At 46.1% G+C, this 19,174-nt stretch carries 15 protein-coding genes; 6 read left to right on the forward strand and 9 right to left on the reverse strand.

The genetic code is table 11. The features are described from left to right. The first annotated feature begins 23 nt into the window (after nt 1-23). From R7Q11_RS03430 to fecE, 4 genes are all read left to right on the forward strand, one after another. On the forward strand, nt 24-947 hold the full coding sequence (locus R7Q11_RS03430; protein WP_025768676.1) for a Fe(3+) dicitrate ABC transporter substrate-binding protein FecB: 924 nt from the start codon (nt 24-26) through the stop codon (nt 945-947). Nucleotides 948-1,021: 74 nt separating this feature from the next. Further along, entirely contained in the window at nt 1,022-1,981 is a 960-nt protein-coding gene (locus R7Q11_RS03435; protein ID WP_405531633.1) for a FecCD family ABC transporter permease, read from the forward strand. Continuing rightward, nucleotides 1,978-2,949, forward strand: a complete 972-nt coding sequence (locus tag R7Q11_RS03440; protein WP_047102431.1) for a FecCD family ABC transporter permease — start codon at nt 1,978-1,980, stop codon at nt 2,947-2,949. The genes R7Q11_RS03435 and R7Q11_RS03440 overlap by 4 nt, the downstream gene beginning before the upstream one ends. Nucleotides 2,950-2,951: 2 nt before the next feature. Beyond that, nucleotides 2,952-3,716 (forward strand): Fe(3+) dicitrate ABC transporter ATP-binding protein FecE, encoded by a 765-nt coding sequence (gene fecE, locus R7Q11_RS03445; protein ID WP_054865921.1) that lies wholly within the window; start codon nt 2,952-2,954, stop codon nt 3,714-3,716. 117 nt (nt 3,717-3,833) lie between these two features. Here the strand turns inward: fecE and R7Q11_RS03450 are convergent, their stop codons facing one another. Beyond that, a complete protein-coding gene (locus R7Q11_RS03450) occupies nt 3,834-5,720 on the reverse strand; it encodes a methyl-accepting chemotaxis protein (protein WP_130545695.1) in 1,887 nt (628 codons plus the stop codon). Nucleotides 5,721-6,084: 364 nt separating this feature from the next. Between R7Q11_RS03450 and R7Q11_RS03455 the strand changes: the two genes are divergently transcribed. Continuing rightward, nucleotides 6,085-8,835, forward strand: a complete 2,751-nt coding sequence (locus R7Q11_RS03455) for a M16 family metallopeptidase (RefSeq protein WP_213871306.1) — start codon at nt 6,085-6,087, stop codon at nt 8,833-8,835. Nucleotides 8,836-8,922: 87 nt separating this feature from the next. Here the strand turns inward: R7Q11_RS03455 and R7Q11_RS03460 are convergent, their stop codons facing one another. Both R7Q11_RS03460 and R7Q11_RS03465 read right to left on the reverse strand, forming a co-directional pair. Then, nucleotides 8,923-9,375 carry a polymer-forming cytoskeletal protein gene (locus R7Q11_RS03460; RefSeq protein WP_080773744.1) on the reverse strand — a complete coding sequence of 151 codons (453 nt, stop codon included), beginning with the start codon at nt 9,373-9,375 and terminating at the stop codon, nt 8,923-8,925. Beyond that, nucleotides 9,279-10,232 (reverse strand): M23 family metallopeptidase, encoded by a 954-nt coding sequence (locus tag R7Q11_RS03465; protein ID WP_005374721.1) that lies wholly within the window; start codon nt 10,230-10,232, stop codon nt 9,279-9,281. Before R7Q11_RS03465 ends, R7Q11_RS03460 begins: the two co-directional genes overlap by 97 nt. Nucleotides 10,233-10,659: 427 nt before the next feature. On the opposite strand from R7Q11_RS03465, the gene R7Q11_RS03470 reads away from it, so the two are divergent. Continuing rightward, nucleotides 10,660-12,414: a hypothetical protein gene (locus R7Q11_RS03470; RefSeq protein ID WP_017634495.1), complete on the forward strand. Its 1,755-nt coding sequence runs from the start codon at nt 10,660-10,662 to the stop codon at nt 12,412-12,414. A gap of 81 nt (nt 12,415-12,495) precedes the next feature. Here R7Q11_RS03470 and R7Q11_RS03475 read toward each other — a convergent pair whose 3' ends face one another. The 6 genes from R7Q11_RS03475 to R7Q11_RS03500 form a co-directional block, all read right to left on the reverse strand. After that, nucleotides 12,496-13,140, reverse strand: a complete 645-nt coding sequence (locus R7Q11_RS03475; RefSeq protein ID WP_225466184.1) for an START domain-containing protein — start codon at nt 13,138-13,140, stop codon at nt 12,496-12,498. Between the two features lie 77 nt (nt 13,141-13,217). Beyond that, a complete protein-coding gene (locus R7Q11_RS03480) occupies nt 13,218-14,402 on the reverse strand; it encodes a multidrug effflux MFS transporter (RefSeq protein WP_017820099.1) in 1,185 nt (394 codons plus the stop codon). Continuing rightward, the gene (locus R7Q11_RS03485) at nt 14,399-15,043 is read right to left on the reverse strand and encodes a recombinase family protein (protein WP_047102429.1); all 645 of its coding nucleotides are present in this window, start codon (nt 15,041-15,043) and stop codon (nt 14,399-14,401) included. Before R7Q11_RS03485 ends, R7Q11_RS03480 begins: the two co-directional genes overlap by 4 nt. 146 nt (nt 15,044-15,189) lie before the next feature. Further along, nucleotides 15,190-16,197, reverse strand: a complete 1,008-nt coding sequence (locus R7Q11_RS03490) for a LacI family DNA-binding transcriptional regulator (protein WP_017820101.1) — start codon at nt 16,195-16,197, stop codon at nt 15,190-15,192. Between the two features lie 216 nt (nt 16,198-16,413). Further along, nucleotides 16,414-18,147, reverse strand: a complete 1,734-nt coding sequence (locus R7Q11_RS03495; RefSeq protein WP_203345554.1) for a sodium:solute symporter family transporter — start codon at nt 18,145-18,147, stop codon at nt 16,414-16,416. Further along, nucleotides 18,140-19,135: an ester cyclase gene (locus R7Q11_RS03500; RefSeq protein ID WP_213885246.1), complete on the reverse strand. Its 996-nt coding sequence runs from the start codon at nt 19,133-19,135 to the stop codon at nt 18,140-18,142. Before R7Q11_RS03500 ends, R7Q11_RS03495 begins: the two co-directional genes overlap by 8 nt. Between the last annotated feature and the right edge of the window lie 39 nt (nt 19,136-19,174).

Here is a 19,174-nt window from a genome sequence, read left to right on the forward strand (position 1 = left end):
TCTTAGCACTGGAAAAAAGCAAGATGAAAAATAAAAAACAATTTACGATCAAACACTTTTCAACAGTTTTGCTGATGCTGTTGAGCTCAGCTTTGATGTCATTTAGCGCATTTTCTCAGGCGCGCAGCGTGCAAGATGAGCAAGGCACTTTTGAGCTAGAAGCGATACCTCAACGTATTGTGGTTTTAGAATTTTCGTTTGTCGATGCATTAGCGGCAGTCGATGTCTCACCTGTAGGCGTCGCCGATGACAACGATGCCACACGAGTCATTCCTGCTGTTCGTGCCAAGGTTGGTCCTTGGCAATCGGTCGGCATGCGCTCGCAACCGAGTTTAGAGGCGATTGCGGTGCTCAAGCCGGATTTGATCATTGCTGATGCAGAACGTCATCGCGCGATTTATCAAGATTTGCAGCGAATTGCGCCAACTTTGCTGTTAAAAAGCCGTGGTGAGACATATCAAGAAAATCTCGAATCCGCACACAAAATCGGCGTGGCAATTGGCAAACAAGCGAAAATGACACAACGAATTGAGCAGCACAAACAGACAATGGCGGAGTTCAAACAGCATTTTGCAACACAGGAAACCATTCAGTTTGGTGTGGTTTCTGACAAAGGGATGTGGTTGCATAGCCCGGTTTCTTACGCTGGGGGCGTTTTGAGTATGCTGGGCATCCAAAGCCCGCTGGCTCCATCTGAGCAAAAAGCGTATATCCCAACCAGTTTCGAACTTTTACTAAAAACCAACCCTGATTGGTTGTTAGTTGGACTTTACTCTCAACCAAATATTGTGGATGAGTGGCGCAAAAATCCATTGTTTAAGTTGCTAACTGCTGCGAAAAAACAGCAACTTGTTGAGGTTTCTCCTGAACTGTGGTCGTTAAATCGCGGCATGTTGGCTGCGGAAGAAATTGCCCGCAATCTTGAAGCGTTATTGGAGCGCTCATGAGTGCGGCGATAAGCTCGGAAAGCGCGTCTTCGGTTAGCAAATCGCATTGGAAAGCGAGCTTGTTTGTCTGTGCTATGGCGTTGTGTACGCTCTCAGGCTATGCAGCCTCAATGATTGGCTGGTCCAACTTTTCTTTGAGCGTTAATGATCTGACAAGCTATTGGTTTGCGTTTGATGAGGGCAATATGCTGCATCAAATCCTCGCGACGCTGCGTGCGCCTCGTGCCTATGCTGGGTTATTAATTGGCGCTTCGCTTGCGGTATCCGGAGTGCTGATGCAAGGATTAACTCGTAACCCTTTGGCGTCGCCATCCATTCTCGGCATTAATGCTGGTGCGGCTTGTTTTATGGCCTTGGCGTCCATCGGCGTACCATTCTTTAGTCAATTGAACTCAATCATCAACGCAGTACTCGGCGCGCTACTAAGTGGTGGTGCGGTCATGTTGTTGGGCGGTTTTTTTTCCGCGCGTTCTCACCCATTGCGTTTAGTGCTAGCGGGCATTGCCATCAGTGCACTGCTGATAGGGTTAACTCGTGCGTCGGTAATTTTGGCGGATGACATGGCTTACAGCGTGTTGCATTGGTTAACGGGTTCACTCTCCGCGGTAGATTCTGAACAGTGGCAGCAACTGTGGCCTTTTGCGACTTTAGGTTTGGTGCTCGCCATGGGCTTAGTGCGAAACTTAAATTTACTCGCGTTGGGGGACGAAGTTGCTGTTGGGCTAGGTGGTAACATTCGTCTTACGCGATTTATCAGTGGTTTAGCGGTTGTGCTGTTGGCAGGAACTAGCGTAGCGATTGCTGGGCCAATTGGCTTTGTCGGGTTGTTAGTGCCGCACTTGGTACGCCCAATTGTTGGTCACAACTATCACATTCTCATTCCGGTTTCCGCCTTGTGTGGCGCGGCATTGGTGACGTGGTCAGATGCTTTATCACGAGCGATTGCTTTTCCGGCTGAAACGCCAGTGGGCGTGATTACCGCGCTGTTGGGCACACCTTGCTTTATCGCGATTGCAATGAGGAAATCATCATGATGAATCAAACCAAACTGTTTGCATTAGTTGGATTGTTGCTGATTGCGTCTTCTCTCACGCTGTTTGTTGGCGCGGCGAACATGTCGGCTCAACAGGTTTTTGCATTGCTGTTTTCTTTCTCTGACTCGGACTTTGTGATTCACCAATATCGATTACCGAGAATGTTGCTCGCCATTGGCGTGGGCGCTGGGTTGGGGCTGTCAGGCGTTTTAGTTCAAGGCGTCATCCGTAATCCACTTGCCTCACCAGATTTAATGGGGATAAGCGCCGGAGCAGGACTGGCGGCTACCGCTTGTTTGGTGCTGTATCCGAATGCGCCAGTGGCAATGTTGCCGATGGTCGCTATGGCGGGAGGCTTGCTTGCTGCTGGCTTTATTGCTGTGCTGGCTTACTGGTCGAAACCAACACCAGCACGTTTGGCGCTGATTGGTGTTGCTGTCAGCGCATTTTTAGCTAGCGGTATCGATTTTCTTCTGATTGTGCACCCTATTGAAATCAACACGGCGATGGTATGGCTAACCGGCAGTTTGTGGGGACGAAACTGGCAACAAGTGCCGTTTATTTGGAGTGCTTTATTGCTGCTACTACCATTGGCGTTTTGGCTGGCTTGGCGGCTAGATGTTATGGGACTGGGAGAAGAAAGCGCCACTACACTTGGCACGAAACCAAGACAGATCCAAATTATTGCGTTGATTGCTGCCGTGCTATTGGCGAGTATCAGTGTGTCTGTGGCAGGCACGATCAGCTTTGTTGGCCTGCTTGCGCCGCATCTTGCGCGTTTGCTGTTTGGCCACAACCACAAGTTGTTGATTCCAGCCGCTGCAACCCTTGGCGCTTTGTTGGTGATTTGCGCCGATGGTTTAGCGAGAGGCTTACAGCCACCAATTGAGCTACCAGCGGGAGTGCTGACATCTGTTATTGGCGCACCATATTTCATTTTTCTTTTGTATCGTTATAGAGGTTGGTAAGCATGTTACGAACGCAGAACTTATCCGTCGCGTACGGCAAACAGACCATCATTCCAGATCTCTCTTTGTCGATTCCTCAAGGTAAAATTACCGCGCTTGTTGGCCCAAATGGTTGCGGTAAATCGACACTATTAAAAACCTTGGTACGCATCAATAAACCCGCTTCTGGCCAAGTATTGTATGACGACAAACCTCTAAGCAACTACGGTGATAAACGCTTGGCGCGTTCGTTGTCTTTGCTGCCGCAGATTCTTGTCAGTCCTGAAGGTATTACCGTCAGAAAACTGGTCGAATATGGCCGCTCGCCTTATCTCTCTCATTGGGGCCGGTTAAGTCAACAAGACAAGACCTTAGTCGAGCAAGCAATGCAAGATACTGGCGTGATTGAGTTTGCTGACAAGCCAGTTGAATCGTTGTCTGGCGGTCAAAGGCAAAGAGCGTGGATTGCGATGGTAATGGCGCAAGATACCGACGTAGTGATGCTTGATGAGCCAACCACTTACTTGGATCTCTCTCACCAAGTTGAGCTGATGAAACTCATGAGGCAGATGAACGACAAAGGCAAAACAGTGGTCGTAGTGCTGCACGATCTAAACCAAGCGTGCCGTTACTGCGATCATTTGGTGGTGTTGGAAAAAGGTCAGTTAGTCACGCAGGGAACACCGCAAGAGGTAATGACAGAAGGCATGTTGTCATCGGTGTTTGATTTACAAGCGAGAGTATTTAATGACCCAATCTCAGGCACGCCGATGTGTGTGGCGGTGTAGGTTTACGTCTTTGGAAAGCTATCTGCAATAAAAACGTCGATCCATAAAAACAAACCCCGCTAGTAACAAAGTTGCTAGCGGGGTTTGTTGTTTTTAAGAGCGTCCTTAATGTGGCGTTTAAGCCAGTTTAAACGTCGCCACTTTCGAGTTGAGATCCTCAGCTTGCGATTTCAGCTCAGCAGATTGATTCATCGATTCTTCGGCACCAACTACCAAGTGATCGGTCACATCTTTAATGGACGTGACATTTTGCGTGATTTCATTGGTTACGTGCGTTTGCTCTTCGGCGGCGGTCGCGATTTGCGTTGCCATATCGCTGATCAGCGCAACGGCCGCGTTGATTTCATCCAGAGCCAGTGCTGCGCGATCTGCATCTTCCACCGAACCTTGCGCGAGCTGAGAGCTTGTATCCATGATGGTCACAGCGCGTTGTGTGGTTTGCTGCAAGGTCTCGATCGTCGAGCGAATCTCTTCGGTTGAGGTGTGTGTGCGTTGTGATAGCACGCGAACCTCGTCTGCAACAACGGCAAAACCGCGACCTTGTTCACCTGCACGCGCCGCTTCAATCGCCGCATTCAGAGCCAGTAAGTTGGTTTGTTCTGCGATGTCTCGAATCGTTGATAGTACGGTTGAGATGTCTTGCGCGTGCTGGTTGAGCTCGCCGATGACAACGCTCGCTTGGTTGACTTCAGAAGACAAATTGTTGATGGATGACTTGGAGTTGATCACTAACTCATGACCATTTTGTGTGCTTGCTGAAGAGTCTTGAGCGGCTTTAGCCGTCTGCTCTGCATGTGCTGCAATCTCTTGCGTTGCCGATGCCATTTCAGTCACAGCGGTCGCCACCATCGTGATTTCTTGTTGCTGATGGTTCAGATCGGAAACCGATTGATTCGCGCGAGTCGTGCTCAGCTCCGATTGTTGGCTCAGTTCTTCCGCTTGGTGACGAATGTGACCAATAAGTTGCTGCAAACTTTCAACGAACTGGTTGAAGTTTTCAGCCAGCTCACCAACTTCGTCACGGTTTTCTACTTTGATGCGTTGAGTTAGGTCGCCGCTACCGTTTGCGATTTGTGCAAGCGCATTCGAAACGTTGTAGAGCGGACGGAACAAGATGTTACATAGCAGATTAAACAAAGCTACACAGATAACGACGACGATGGTGGTTGCGATGATCTGATCCCAAACAGCATCGTAGAGTGGGGCAACCAACGAGTTTTGATCTAACACCGTCACTGTTGTGAGCTGGGTACCCTCTATGTGGCGCGCGTAAATCACATATTCGGTGCCGTTAATAGAGACGCGACGCTCTGTACCTGAACGTGCGGCAGACGTAATGTCGTTGTTGTTGAGGCCTAGCTTGCTAACCGGTTGATTCAGCAGTTTACCGTTGTTATGAGTGAAAATATTGCCCTGTTCATTGGCAATAAACATATAACCTGCACCCGGTAGGATCACTTGGTTCAGACTGTTCAGGATATCACCGATCTCTACGTCAGCACCCAGAACGACGGTTTGACCATGCAATTGCAGGGCTTTACCGAGCGACACCACATTCGCACCAGTTGCAGCAGCAACGGTCGGGTTATCCATAAAGACTTTCGATGGATTGGCAATGGCGTTGGTGTACCAGCCCCACTTGCGAGGATCGTTATTACCTGGTGGCAAAACCACCCCATTAGCGTTGTCTTGTGACCCGTCCGGGTAAGCGAGGAAAACGTTATCGAACGCGCCAGAGTCTCGGACTTGTTTCAAATGCGTAACCAGAGAACGTTTCTCTGAATCAGAAGAGAGTGAAGTTAGTGCGCGCTCTTTAGAGAGTAGCCAGTCCTTTACGTATTGATTGTAAGATGCGCTAGTGCTTTCTAGTCGCTGTGCGACTTCGACATCGAGCCTATTTAATGAATCTCGAAAAGACAGCCCCTCTACCAGCACTCCCCCTAGAATGATGGCGGCACTGGCAGAGATTGCCAGTTTGTTTTTTAATGATAGATTTTTGAACATAAAGCGAATAATAGATCTTTGAATAATAGTTGTTGTGTTTTTATTCTCATCAGTGCTCTCTGCGCTGTTGAATATGCAGCAGAAAGTTAGATTCGAATCTGTTCAATAATTATATTTTATTGCTCAAAATAAATACTGACTCCATGTCGCGAATTTGAGTTTTACATCAAATAAGCAAAAGGATTTGGAACGATATTATTTATGTATTTGTAAAGTAAGGATTTGTCGATTTTTGTAAATGAGAATTGATTTCAATAAAAGGTGATCTTTATCACATTTGCGCGTCTGATAATCCATTAAAAATGTGAAGGTTATAGCACCGGATATATATTGATTAGCTTAATCATTGTTATGGGCAATCGTTATGCGCAGTATATTGTTAGTCCCCGCGTTATTAGTGTCAGGGTGTGCTCTGATACAACAGTCGACGCCGATTCAACCTGACGCCAACTGGCACGTGGACCAGTTATCGAACGGTATGAAATACCATCTTTATCCAACAGAAGATCAAGAAGTCTCGGTCCGTTTGGTGATGAATATCGGCTCATTCCAAGAAACATCTTCTCAAAAGGGTTACGCTCACTTTGTTGAGCATATGGCGTTTAATGGTAGTGAGCATTTTACCGGTAACGACGTTGTTAAACTTTTCGAGCAATCTGGTGGTAGCTTTGGCGCTGATATCAACGCTTTTACCAGTTATCAGCAAACGTCTTACCAACTTGACCTTGCGAATAATACGAAGCTAGAAGATGCCCTGAAGTGGATGAGAGATATCGGTAACGGACTTGAGTTTGCTCCTGAGCAAGTAGAGAAAGAAAAAGGGGTGATTCTCGGGGAATGGCGACGTGCTAATCCGGATGATAAGTCCTTTTCTATGCATGCTTACCAAGCCTCGATTGAAGGCACTATGTATGGTGAGCATGACCCAATAGGTACTCGCGAAGCGATTCAAAATGCTTCCTCGAGTAAGTTAAAGGCGTTTTACGACAAATGGTACCAGCCACAAAATGCCGAGTTGATTGTGACTGGTAATATCGACGTAGATTCACTGTCCAAGATTATCAAAAGCAAGTTCTCGAACTGGGAAAGTACCTCGGATACGCTAATAGAGAAGCGCCGTGATATTCGAGTGAACAACGAAAACAGAATCTTGCCAAGTAACACGATGGAATCACCAAGTCTTCATTTAGTGATTGAGCGTGGTCTAAGTGGCGGCACGACGATTGAGCAACAACATGAAGTGTGGCGTGATGAAGTAGCAACACAACTCATTCAACAGCGTTTGATCCGTGTACTCAGTGATGCCGCTGAACCTTTTCAATACGCTTATGCAGAGCCCTATTACTCTAACTATCAGCGTATGACGTCGGCAGGGATTTCGTTTGCACCAGATCGCCGCGAACAAATGCACCAGACTTTCATTCGTACCTTGGCGTCGTTGAGAGATTATGGTGCGACTCAATCCGAGTTAGATAGCGTTATGTCAAATTGGCAAGGTGAACTTGCAAATATTGATTCAGATTGGAGTCAGCGCAAGCCAAACAGTTACGCAGAAGCACGTGTTTTTCAAATTGGACAAGACAGTGTCAGCCAATCAAAAGAGAATTATGCCCAGAGTTTGGCAGAATTCATCAACAACGAGAATTTAGAGAGCATTAACACACAATTGACGGCTTTGTTATCTCAGCAGCCAAGCTTTTTTATTGGTTTGGGGAAAAGCGAAACGTCAGAACAGTTCAATGGTGTATTTGCCGCTCTAAACAGTGCCTATCTTCAAACTGGCGAAAAACCGTTAGAGATGTATGACAAAGTGGATGGATTCTTAAAGCCTACCCAGGAAGGCAGCATCACGAGCATGCGTCAGGAAGCGGGTGGTTTTCAAGTCTATACGCTATCAAACGGTGTCGAAGTGTGGTTCCAAAAAGATACTAAAGCGGGTGGTCGAGCGTATATTTACTATGCGAGCCAAGGTGGTAAAGCCGCTGTTGATCCGACGTTGTATGCCGCTTATGAAATCGCAGCAACAACGGCAATACGCAGTGGGTTAGGGGCATTTTCTGGTTCAGAGCTAGATAGCTACTTACGCAAAAACAACATTGCGCTTGGCGCGATGCTTGATGCGACCAGTCACGGAGCACAAATTACGGCGCCAAATACGCACCTAACTGATGCTTTGAATGGACTATACAACCTAGCGACGGAGATTAAAGTCGACGAGCGCCAGATGGCAGCAGCGAAGCAAGAGTTTAAACAGCAGAGCGGCGCTTTTTTTGAATCACCGATGGGAAAACTGATTCAAAAAGCAAACGGCAATTCTTATTTGCCGGGTAGTCGTCATCGTATAGTGTCCAGTGATGATGTTGAACAAGTGACTTCTGAGCAGATACTAGCGGTGCATGAGCAACTTTTCAAAACCAATGATGGTTTTAAGATGGTTATTGTTGCAAACGTAGAGCCGGAAGAAATTACACCACTTTTGCGTAAGTATGTGGCCTCTATCGAAATGAAACCGAGTCGTTCGATTGATTATCACGTTGCGTTTAACCCGGAAGTGCCGGAGCGAACTGTGGTTGCGGATGGGCATGAACCTTCATCGTTGTATGTAATGCGTTTGACTAATACGAGCGATTACCAACGTACGGCAAGAGACACGGTTATCGAAGATATTTTGCAACGTATTAGTAATGCACGTGTTTTGGATATTGTGCGAGAAGAGTCTAGCCTTGATTACAGCCCGAGCATTTACACCATGACACAAGATCGCGAACCCATTTCTGATTGGCTCTTGGAGTCTCAAGTCGAGCCCGAAGACGTGGCACTTTTAGAGAGTAAACTGGGTAAAGTGTTTGATGATTTAGCGTCAAATATTACCCAAAAAGAAGTGGATACGGCCGCGAAACAACTGGCAGTCGCGATGCAAGGATTGGATGACAACCCAGCACAGAGATCATGGGCATATGCTCGTTATTTGGTGCATGATTACGGCGTCGATGTGTTACTTGACGTTGAGAAAGTGGCTAAAAGTGTGACGTTAGATGAAGTGAAAGCGCATGCAAAATCAGCTTTTGGTCCACAAGCAAAACGCTCGGTGATGGTTTTAAATCCGGCCGAATAATCACGTAGTTTCTGACGAAAATCGTGGCAATAGTAATAAAAAAGACGGCGTGAAAGCCGTCTTTTTTAAGCACTTTAATCAAAGCTTTTATGCTGATTTACGCGCAAGTCGCTTTTCATTGTTGGTGTTGTTTTCTTTTGTGATCGCACTGTCTTGAGCCTTACCCTTTAACGTTACCACTTCCTTTTCAGGTAATTCGGCTGCTTCACCAAAGAATTTGCCACCAGGTTCAATGCTGAGGTTATTGCTCCAGATCCTACCGCTTACGCGTCCCTTGGCAAGCACTTGAATGTGTTCTGCGTGACAGTTTCCGTCCATCATGCCATTAATGATCAGCTGTTTAGCGTAGATTTCACCGTTTACTCGCCCGCTTTCTGCGACAACGAGAGTGCCTTCCACGTTAATTTGACCATCGACGATGCCATCAATCTGGACATCGTTTTCTACTTTGAGTTCTCCGCTAAGAGAACAGCCTTTGGCGATGAGAGTTGAAGCTGCTGAGCTACTCGTTGTTCCACTGTTTTGATTAAAGATTCCCATCGTATTCTTCGCTCCTTAGTAAAAATGTCTTCGAAATCATTAAGGCTCCAATCGACAAATGGTTTCGGATTCAGTGCTCGCCCAACAAATCGCACCTCGTAATGCAGGTGAGGGCCAGAAGAGAGCCCACTGTTGCCGGAAATTGCAATCAGCTGCCCTTTTTTGACGAACTGACCACTTTTTACTTTGAACGCTTTCAAGTGCGAATAAGAACTCGAAAAACCGAAAGAATGTTGCAGCCTGAGGAAGTTACCAGAGCCTTTATTACTGCGGCGGGTGACTTCCACTACCCCATCGGCAGGGGCATAAATTTTGGTGCCGATATTTACGGCAAAATCGAGCCCACGATGCATCTTGGCAACTTTTGTCACCGGATGGATACGCTTACCGAATCCGGAAGATAGTCGTACGTTGCCGACTGGAGAGCCACTTGGTATTTGGTTTAATAACACCATGCGAACGTTTGAGGTTATCGCCGCTGCATCGAGCCTAGCATCCAAGTTATTTGTCGAGGTATGTTCTCCAACCCCAAGCACTTTCTCTAATTCACCCAAACGTTCCGAAACAAGTTGTACCCGTTCTTCCCGTTCTGAAAGGTCATTTTCTAGCTCTGATTTAAGTGTTTTCAGTGTGCTGAGCTCTTCACCCATGGTGCGTGAATGCTCTGTCAATTCAGCTTGTTTTAACGCTGCATTATCAACGCGAGTGTACAAGTGATGAATTAAGATTACGGTAGCGGCCAGAGCAACAACAAAAAAAACGAAAAACGTTTTTATGTTGCGTTGCATCCTTTTACTGAAGTACCAATGTCTTGAGCCATTGATAGTTGATATAGAGATCGTCAACTGGTCTTTCATCGTCTTCTATTGCTCGTATTTGGTATACGTCTCGTCACTGAGTTAGTAGGAATGTAAGGAAAACGAGTAGGGACCGCCAGAGGCAAATTGGAAAGAAGTGTCAGGTCGTGAGGCGTTTTCAGATATTAGATAAAAGACTCAATAAAGATTTAATATTCTGCTGATTTTGGTCGTAATTACTCCAAATCGCTTCATTTAACTGAATATTATGATTTTTAAGGCGGTTATCCGAGAAATTGGATTGTGAATATTGCCAATAGCATCCGCACGCAATTCAACTTACTTCACGGTTTGCCTTATAAATGTTGGATAATTTATCAAACCGACATTCATTACATCGATAACTTGTTTATGATAGCGGTTGATATAAAGCACTATTCATTGGCTTTAAACCTAAGCGTTACATTTCGTTTAGGAACACATAACTATGACAACGGAGTTGGTCGTGAAAAAACTACTATTGGCTACAGCAGTGGTCGCAGCAGCAGGGGGCGCTGGCTACCTGTACCAAAACAATACTACCGCGAGTGATGCAGGCTCACTGTTAACGCAAGTTCCTGCAGATTCACTTATGGTGACGTATCAGACAGAACCTTTTAACCATTATAAATACATGAACGCATTCGGTACGGCGAATCAAGGCTCGATTGCAGAACTTTTTGCCGATGAACCACTGTCTCCACAACAGCAGTTTGCAGTTAACTTATTCGATGGGTACCTAGAGAGTGCTGCGTCGCCAGAAACATTAAAAGCTTATTTGGGCACCGGGGAAAACATTAATCCTGTGTTGTACACAATTGGTATGGTACCGGTGTACAAAGTGGATATTGAAGACCCTGCCGCGTTATGGAAAACACTGGATCATGAAGAGCAGATGAGCGGCGCTAAGCATGAGTTGGTTAAGCTTGGTGAAGTCGAGTATCGTCGTTACGAGATGACTGATTCAATTGACCCGCAGGACGGTATTGGCTTGGTTGTAGCCGTGGTTGATAACGTGCTTACGTTAACGGTTGATGTTCCGCAACTGGGCGTTCAAAACCCGATTAAAATGGCATTAGGGCTTGAAGCACCAAGTCAAAATATTGCTGACAGTGGACGCCTTGAGGCGTTGCAAGCCAAATACGGTGAAAACAACAACTCTTTTGGTTACTTTGATCATCGCGAAGTGATTAAAGGTTTGACGACGAAAGATGGCAATATGTTTGCTCGTCAAATCAGCACGTTGGATGCAATAGATCCTGAACCAACGATTGAGGAAATGCGTTCACCAGCCTGCCATACTGAGCTTACTCAAGTTGCAGAAAACTGGCCTCAGTCCGTCGCGTTTGCAGAATACAAGATGAAAGGCGATCAGGCGTTCATTAAAGGTTCTTTTGTTGTTGAGTCCAACAATAAAGTGATTCTAGATGCGCTCAAGTCGATTCGTGGTGTATTGGCTGAGTCTAAAAGTGATAAGAGTTTCTTTAGTATGGCGCTTGGTTTAGACATTAATACTCTAGCGCCATCGATTGGTCAGATTTGGGCTGACTTGACCCAGCCTCAATATCAATGCTCTTTATTGACACAAATGCAGCAAGAGATGGGCGGCCAGAATCCAGCAGCCGCTGTAAGCATGGGGTCAGGCATGGTTAATGGCCTTAAAGGGTTAAGCCTGCAAATGTTTGATATCAAAGTAGATACTAATGCTCAGCATGGTGAAGTATTTAGCCAGCTAGATGGTATGTTGTCTCTTTCTGCCAATGATCCAATGATGCTTATTCAAACTGCGCAAATGTTCGTTCCTGAACTTGCTCAATTGCAAATTCAACCGGATAACCAACCTGTTAATGTCAGTGACCTATTAGAAATGCATACTGGCATGAAGGTGGACGTGTTTGCTCGTCTAAACGAAAACCATTTCACCCTTTACAGTGGTGATAGTGCTGCGGAAGCAAGCAAAGAAGTGATGGCGCAATCACTTTCTCCAAATGGCTTGTTCAGCTTTGATTTTGATTCAGAGCGTATTTTGGAAGTGTTAGAGAGTGCGTCGTCAATCACTGGGGAGCCGGTTCCGGATGATGTTGTCAAAAGCTTACAAGGCGAGCTTGTTGGTGGTATGACGATGGACGTGACAGACCAAGGTATTGGTTTTGAGTTTGATTACCGCGGTGCAACTAAACCTGTAACGGTTGCACAGCAGTAACACATTGCGTAGAAAAAGGCGGCTTGAAGCCGCCTTTTGTTATTATGTACCGTATTAAAAAGCGAGTGGGAAGAGCGACGCTTACTCATCTATTTGAGGATGAGAGTATTGCTGATATTCAGGTAACTCTTTTCTTAAATTACTAAATGTCGCCCATGCACTTTCTTTTGAGAGTTTGTTGATCAGCCAGTTTGGCAATAGACCTCCGGGGTCAGCAAACGCCTTGTATTCCACGAGTGTTGTATCGTTTGTGAGTTTTTGTAACTCCCAAGTCGCATCAACCGAGCGAATTCGAACATAACCATTTTGTTCAGCAAGATATGAGTCAGGTGCGCTTTTGATTTCTATCGTGAATCCCAGCTCATCGACCCAGTACTTTGAGTAGGTGACCATATCCCGATTTTTGGCAGGCCATGGTGCTTTAAACTGGGTGTAAACGATGTTCTCGGTGGCCGATATCTGATTTAAAACCCGGCTATGACTGGCATTGTCAATCCAGTTCGGGATATTGTCACTCTCTTCCAGTAGCGTTAAAAATGCACCATAGCTGGTGGGTGTGAACATCCGGGCACGGATCTCAACTAAACCGTCACTATGTTCTCGGGAGTAAATTGTGATTCCATTCTTGTCACTCTCGAACTGCCAGTTCTCGTTGGCGCTCGCATCAGTGCCAGCGGATATCAATGTGGCGAGTGTTAAGGCGCCCATTCTTAAATGCAACATCATGTTAGTATCCGCCAACTTTTCCTAAATTTAAGTTTATACGATTTGTCGTAACTATAAGGACAATAGTATGTTTTTTGTTATCGTTCTGAAGGTTGCTCTGCACTGAAGCCACGTTGAATGTTGGTGAAGGTAAGCGATGCAAATATTACGATAACGATCGCTAGATGCCATGCTTGACTCAATCCAAGCTGCACCAGAGTTAAGCTGACCAATGAGGAGACGACCATTTGTCCACCACCAGACATTGCCGCTGCGGCACCTGCTTGCTTTTTATAAGGTTGCATTACCATCGCTTGTGCACAAGGTAGGGCAATACCATTACCCAAGATCATTAATAGCTGTCCTAGCATCAGAAATAGAGGCTCAACAGGACAGAAAAATAACCATATTGCGGCAGCGAGGTGAAGAAATGGGGTGCAGAGCAGCATTTTTTTATTGCCAATAATTGGCCTTACTCGGTTACAAATCGTGGTACCACATAACATACCCAAAGCGGGAATGAGCGCCCACATCGCGTATTGAGCGGAGGTCATGCCAATTTGATCTTGCATGATAAATGGCATCACAGAGACTGTCGTAATCATTAAGCTGAAGTTTAACCAACTGATACTGGCGAAGCTCATAAAGTAACGAGACGTAAGTAAGCTCTTGTATTGGAGTAACATTTTTCGGGGTGACGGAATGACAGAACGTTTTGTGATGGTTTCTGTGAACTTAAAGGCGATGATTACCCAAGCCAGCGAGACATAGCCCAACAGAGAAATAAACACCATACTCCAACCGAAGTGGAAGTTGATAAAGCCGCCAATCACAGGTGCAATAAGTGGCGTGATTGAAGCCGCCATGGCGATGTAAGACATTGCCACTGGGAGTTCATCCCCGCTAAATCTATCTCGAGTCGACGCCCTCGCGAGTACCGCGCAGCATCCTGTACCTAACCCTTGTAAAAAGCGCCCCATCACCATCCCTGTAAATGTGTCACTGAAGAAAATAATTATCAGCAGACCAGACATCGCGATGAGTAAACCGGTAAGTAATACTCTTTTTCGTCCTAAAGCATCTGACACTGGCCCGTAGATAAATTGAGAGGGGCCGAAGCCGAGCAAATAAATACTCACAAGCAGTTGAGCTTGGTCGAGGGAGATGGAAAAGTCTTTTGCTATCCATGGCAAAGAGGGCATAACTAGCCCCATGCTCAACTGGCCAACGCTAATAATAAGACAGGCGAGTAGTATAGTATGAAAGTTGATTGGGCGACTCATGACTGGTCTCCATTCAAACAACCTTTTTGGCGTCGTGAGCTTAAGCCGCCTTCGTCATCCACTTCATTTAGCTTTGCTTTGACCCGCTTCACAGTCGATAGACTGACTTCGCATTGCTCTGCTACGTTTTGCAATGTGTAGCCTTCTAGCAGTAACGTTGCGATCTGTTGGTGTTTGGTTTTGTTTGCGGGGCGGCCGCGAAACTTCTGTTTCCATAATTCTGGCTGCTCTTTAATGGCCTGTCGCCCTTGCTCTGCGGCAAACAGGCGATGTTCAGTCTGCACTTTCCCATATCCAGATAACACTGTGAGTAGTGTTTGAGTCTGAACAGAACCTGGCTCAAAAGTTATTGATTCACATACAGTTTTCAATGTTACCCCTTTATCGAGTAGCATTTTTATCGTGTTCAATGCTTGACTAAAGTCGCGACCAAATGCGGTCAGCCACCAGAGCACAATCGTATCCCCAGCTCTGACGGAATCGAGCAGTCGTAAGAATGCCTCTCTCTCGGTTGGAGGCATGCAACCACGAACCTTATCCTCAAAATGCTGAGCTTCGGGCGCAAAAGCTTTTAGAGTATTAAGGTGCTCTTGGTAAGCTCGATTTTTTGGCGAATAACGAGTGTAAAGATACGTGGTCATAAGGATTATGAGCCTCTTTTTGTTTGGTTCATATAGTGTAATAGCTCATAAATATACATGGGTTCATTAATGCTTACAACACTAAATGAGCCGTTTGGGAGTCAGAGGCAAATAAAAAAGCCAACCGAATGGCTGGCTATAGCTATTTAAGCTTTTGTTGTCTGGCGCTCGATTAACTTCACTGGCACCATCATTTTTACTAGGCTGCCGTTTTTCGTATTAATTTGATCAACAATGATCTTCACGCACTCGCGAGCGAGGCGACGGAAATCCTGGCGGAACGTGGTTAATTGATAGCTTAACCATTCTGTCTGAGGAATATTATCAAAACCAATGACTTGTAAGTCCTGAGGAATCCTCAACCCGCATTCTATACGGGCGATATCCATGACCGCCATCGCAAGGTTATCGGTTGCACAGAACACCGCTTCAGGCCGATTTTTGTCTGCCAGTATGGCACGGACTTTATCAAGTGAGCTCGCGTAGTCATAGCTGGCTTCAATGATGCGTGGCGTCTTGCCGGTTAGGTCTTCAAATTCAGAGCAGAAGCCGCTTTGACGTTCGTCATTCGTAAAGGTTGGCACTTCTCCCGTCAAATAAACCGCGTTCTTCACGCCACTTTTGTGCAGAAGTTGCGCAGCTTGTTGGCCTGCTTCGTAGTTGTCACTGATAACGTAGCTACTCCTAGTACCTTCAACAACTCGTGCGTATTGAACAATTGGGATATTAAACTCTTCACATTCTTCATAAAGGGACTTATTGAAGGTTGCGGAAGCAGCAATGACACCATCGACGCGATACTGGAAGATATTTGGGATTGAGTGGCCCTCTTCTTCATCCACTTGCCATGGAATCAATACGGCAGAATAACCTTTTTTCTGTAACTCACTGGAAATTAATTGCAGTGTTTTCATATGGATAGGGTAATCCGCATCAGGAAACACCAAACCTATCAATTTCGATTCGTTTGTGGTCAGGCTACGTGCAAAGGCGTTAGGGCGGTAGTTAAGGGCTTTAGCCGCTTCAAAGACTTTTTGCTTGGTCTTTTCGGATACTGAGCTACCCGGAACAAACACGCGCGATACAGTAGATTGAGAGACGCCTGCCATCTTTGCCACATCTTTTGATGTGACTACGTGTTTAATTGATTTCATGAATAAAACTTAGTTGCCAGTAATTGAGGTCATAAGACTAGCATAAATAGGTACGTATTCATAAATGTTCTAACGGGTATCCTAAGTAGAATAATGGCTTTGGAGTATTAAAAAGCAAAATGTGGGTTAACCCATTCGATTTGCTTTGAGCTAGCACTAGAGCTAGAGCGTAGATACTGTCCGTTTGTTGGACGTACAGTATCTACGTAAAGAACATTAATTTGCTTGTTTGACTGCAACTTTACGTTTCGGGGAGAGGAGTGAATACCCCATGTATCCGATGCAAGCGGTTGCGACAAGAATAGAGCAGCCACGCATAAAGTTAATCAGCATAGGAGCGTTGTCGGTAAACGCGTTGATCCCCCAAAGCATCACGAGAGAGAACACAAACATCACTAGTAAGCCATAACATGGAGCATCGATTTTGCCGGGAACGACATACCAACCATCTTCCTTGATTGGTTTATTTAGACGAGCATATTCCGCTTGCTGGCCTTTCACTGTGTAAAGATGCATTTCATCTTGTTTACCCGTCAGGAGAAGGCTAGCAATGTAAGCAACAACGGCATTCACAAGGACGCCAATCACGCAATACCAAGGCCACGCAATATCGGTCGCAACGGCTACATACCAAATCACCAAGAAGCTAGCAGCAACGCCAATCAACAAGCCTTTTTCAGTAATGTGTTTTGAGTAGAACCCAAGGACGAACATACAGAAGCTCGCACCGACAAAGTAAGAGCCTGCCTTACTCAGCACTTCCAGTACCGAGCCGGTGCTGGTGGCAAACATGATCGCTGGAATGATGACCAAAATCGCCCACGCCACCGTGAAGAAACGCGATACCTTTAAGTAATGCTCTTCCGACTCGTTTTGCTTGTAGAAGCGTTTGTAAAAGTCAGCCACAGAAACGGTCGCCATTGAGTTAAAGGCGGAATCGAGACTCGACATACTTGCCGCCAGAATCGCAGCTGCAATGATGCCCATCAAGCCTGGCATTCCATATTCACTCGCGTAATGAAGAATGATGGTGTTGCCATTTTCAAACTCTTTACCGTCGTAATAAGCGTTGAATAGGACGCCAAGCAAGATAAAGACAAAGTAAATAAAGAAGGCCACGTAGCCCATCATCAACATTGCCTTTTTCGCATCGCCCATGTTTTTCGCGGCCATACAACGTTGTACCATCATCTGGTTACCGCCATACACGGTGGTGTGGAACATCGTCATTGCGATAACGCCAGCCCATACCGTCGTTACTTGGCTTAGGTCAAAACTTGTTTGTAGGGCATCGGTCATTCCTTTCGCTTTGAGCTCTGCCATGACCTCCGTCATTGGAGAAGGCATGCCATTCCAAACGGCTTCAATGATGATGAATGCGCCAATAAATAAGATTACTGCTTGAATCACATCGGTCCAAATGACAGCCGCGATACCGCCCATTACGGTGTAGATAAGGGCAATTGCAGTGACGATCATGATGCAGTACATCACGTCGATACCAGTAATGAACTCTAAAATCATTGCTGTCGCGTAGAGTACGGCTGCCGAGCTCAATGCTTGTTTGATAAGGAAGATAAACGACAAAGTCAGTCGTGAAGCCTTACCGAAGCGTCGTTCTTGATACTCGTAGATGGAGGTTAAACCGCTGTTGTAGAAAAACGGCATAAACACAGCCACGATGAAGAAGATCACCAGCGGATAATTGAGGTGAATCGCGATAACCGACAGGCCTTCTTTGTAAGACCAAGCTGGCCCGCCAAGGAACGACATGGCACTCACGTAAGTACAAACGACAGAAATACCGATCGCCCACCAAGGGATGCTCTTATCACCCAAAGCGAATTGGCTAGCTGAAGTTACTCGCTTACCAATCACCGCACCCAATACTAGCGTTAGGGCGATGTATCCCCCAAGGATGCTCCAGTTAAGTGCGCCAAACTCATGCATAATTAGGTCCTTCTAACTGTTCTTTCATTTGTGCAAACACGTCATAGCCAAGCTGCAGCAGGATATGAACGATGTCGATCGCCACCCAGTTTTCCTTCAGTAAATCGCCTTCGCGTCGCCAAATGTCCATAACGCGAAGTTCGATGTGTTTTCCTGTCGGGGCGAGACCGAGCCAGCCACTGTGACCAGTGTGAGTACCATGCATATGTGGCCAACCACCTGTGGATACGTAGTCATTTTTGGCCAAAAAATTGACCTCAATATCGACACTTCGATCAGGGAAGGCGAACACGAATGGTGCTTGGTGGTGGTTACGGAAACCTTTGATACCGCGCGTAGTACCAATACCTGCAGGGCCGTACCACATGAAGTCATTGTGCCAGTAGTTTTCTAAATCCATCGAGAAAAGATCTTGACCATCAAAACGACCCAAGCAAGACAGCATATCTTCAACCAGCTGGGCGCTCTTTTCACTTTCTCCCAAAGACACAACAGATTGTTGAATACCGTCAGAAGTCGCAGGAGAAGGAACCAAGCCATCGTGACCTAAGCTTTTACGAAGAGGGTTGCAGCCTGCTTGATTCATCGCGTCGATGAAGTCTGGGATCATGTAAGATTCGGTGATTTGGTCGTTCTCCACACACACCATTTCGGTGTAACGCAAGTAGAGTGTTTTCCCTGTTGCTGGGATGCCAAACAGTGGTTGTTCAAATGTACCGATAAAGTAGCCGGTAGAGTTGTACCAAGTGCGGCCTTTGTATTCGCCGTGCATCACAATTATTGGTCGGCGCTCGGCGTCAGGCAAAGCATTCACAAGTGGTGAGAGGAAAGATTCGTGGGTTGCATCTGGGCCATTAAGATCGTTCACAGGGTGCGCCACGCACCATTTTACGTCAGGGTTCAAAGCTTGCAGAGCGGCCTGTTTTTGCTCTTTGTCTGCGGCTTTGAAGTAGTTCTGGTAGAACTGTTCGATGATGTTGAGTGACATGTTGCTTCCTTACTGTCTGTGATTTTAATAAATAGTGTT

It is taken from the genome of Vibrio sp. 970, from assembly GCF_033339075.1.

Coding starts and splice junctions, on each gene's coding strand:
- R7Q11_RS03475 (WP_225466184.1), bottom strand. CDS start 13,140: ATGATGTTGCATTTAAGAATGGGCGCCTTAACACTCGCCACATTGATA.
- R7Q11_RS03490 (WP_017820101.1), bottom strand. CDS start 16,197: ATGAAATCAATTAAACACGTAGTCACATCAAAAGATGTGGCAAAGATG.
- R7Q11_RS03450 (WP_130545695.1), bottom strand. CDS start 5,720: ATGTTCAAAAATCTATCATTAAAAAACAAACTGGCAATCTCTGCCAGT.
- R7Q11_RS03460 (WP_080773744.1), bottom strand. CDS start 9,375: ATGGGAATCTTTAATCAAAACAGTGGAACAACGAGTAGCTCAGCAGCT.
- R7Q11_RS03470 (WP_017634495.1), top strand. CDS start 10,660: ATGACAACGGAGTTGGTCGTGAAAAAACTACTATTGGCTACAGCAGTG.
- R7Q11_RS03435 (WP_405531633.1), top strand. CDS start 1,022: ATGGCGTTGTGTACGCTCTCAGGCTATGCAGCCTCAATGATTGGCTGG.
- R7Q11_RS03500 (WP_213885246.1), bottom strand. CDS start 19,135: ATGTCACTCAACATCATCGAACAGTTCTACCAGAACTACTTCAAAGCC.
- R7Q11_RS03440 (WP_047102431.1), top strand. CDS start 1,978: ATGATGAATCAAACCAAACTGTTTGCATTAGTTGGATTGTTGCTGATT.
- R7Q11_RS03495 (WP_203345554.1), bottom strand. CDS start 18,147: ATGCATGAGTTTGGCGCACTTAACTGGAGCATCCTTGGGGGATACATC.
- R7Q11_RS03455 (WP_213871306.1), top strand. CDS start 6,085: ATGCGCAGTATATTGTTAGTCCCCGCGTTATTAGTGTCAGGGTGTGCT.
- R7Q11_RS03480 (WP_017820099.1), bottom strand. CDS start 14,402: ATGAGTCGCCCAATCAACTTTCATACTATACTACTCGCCTGTCTTATT.
- R7Q11_RS03465 (WP_005374721.1), bottom strand. CDS start 10,232: ATGAAAGACCAGTTGACGATCTCTATATCAACTATCAATGGCTCAAGA.
- fecE (WP_054865921.1), top strand. CDS start 2,952: ATGTTACGAACGCAGAACTTATCCGTCGCGTACGGCAAACAGACCATC.
- R7Q11_RS03430 (WP_025768676.1), top strand. CDS start 24: ATGAAAAATAAAAAACAATTTACGATCAAACACTTTTCAACAGTTTTG.
- R7Q11_RS03485 (WP_047102429.1), bottom strand. CDS start 15,043: ATGACCACGTATCTTTACACTCGTTATTCGCCAAAAAATCGAGCTTAC.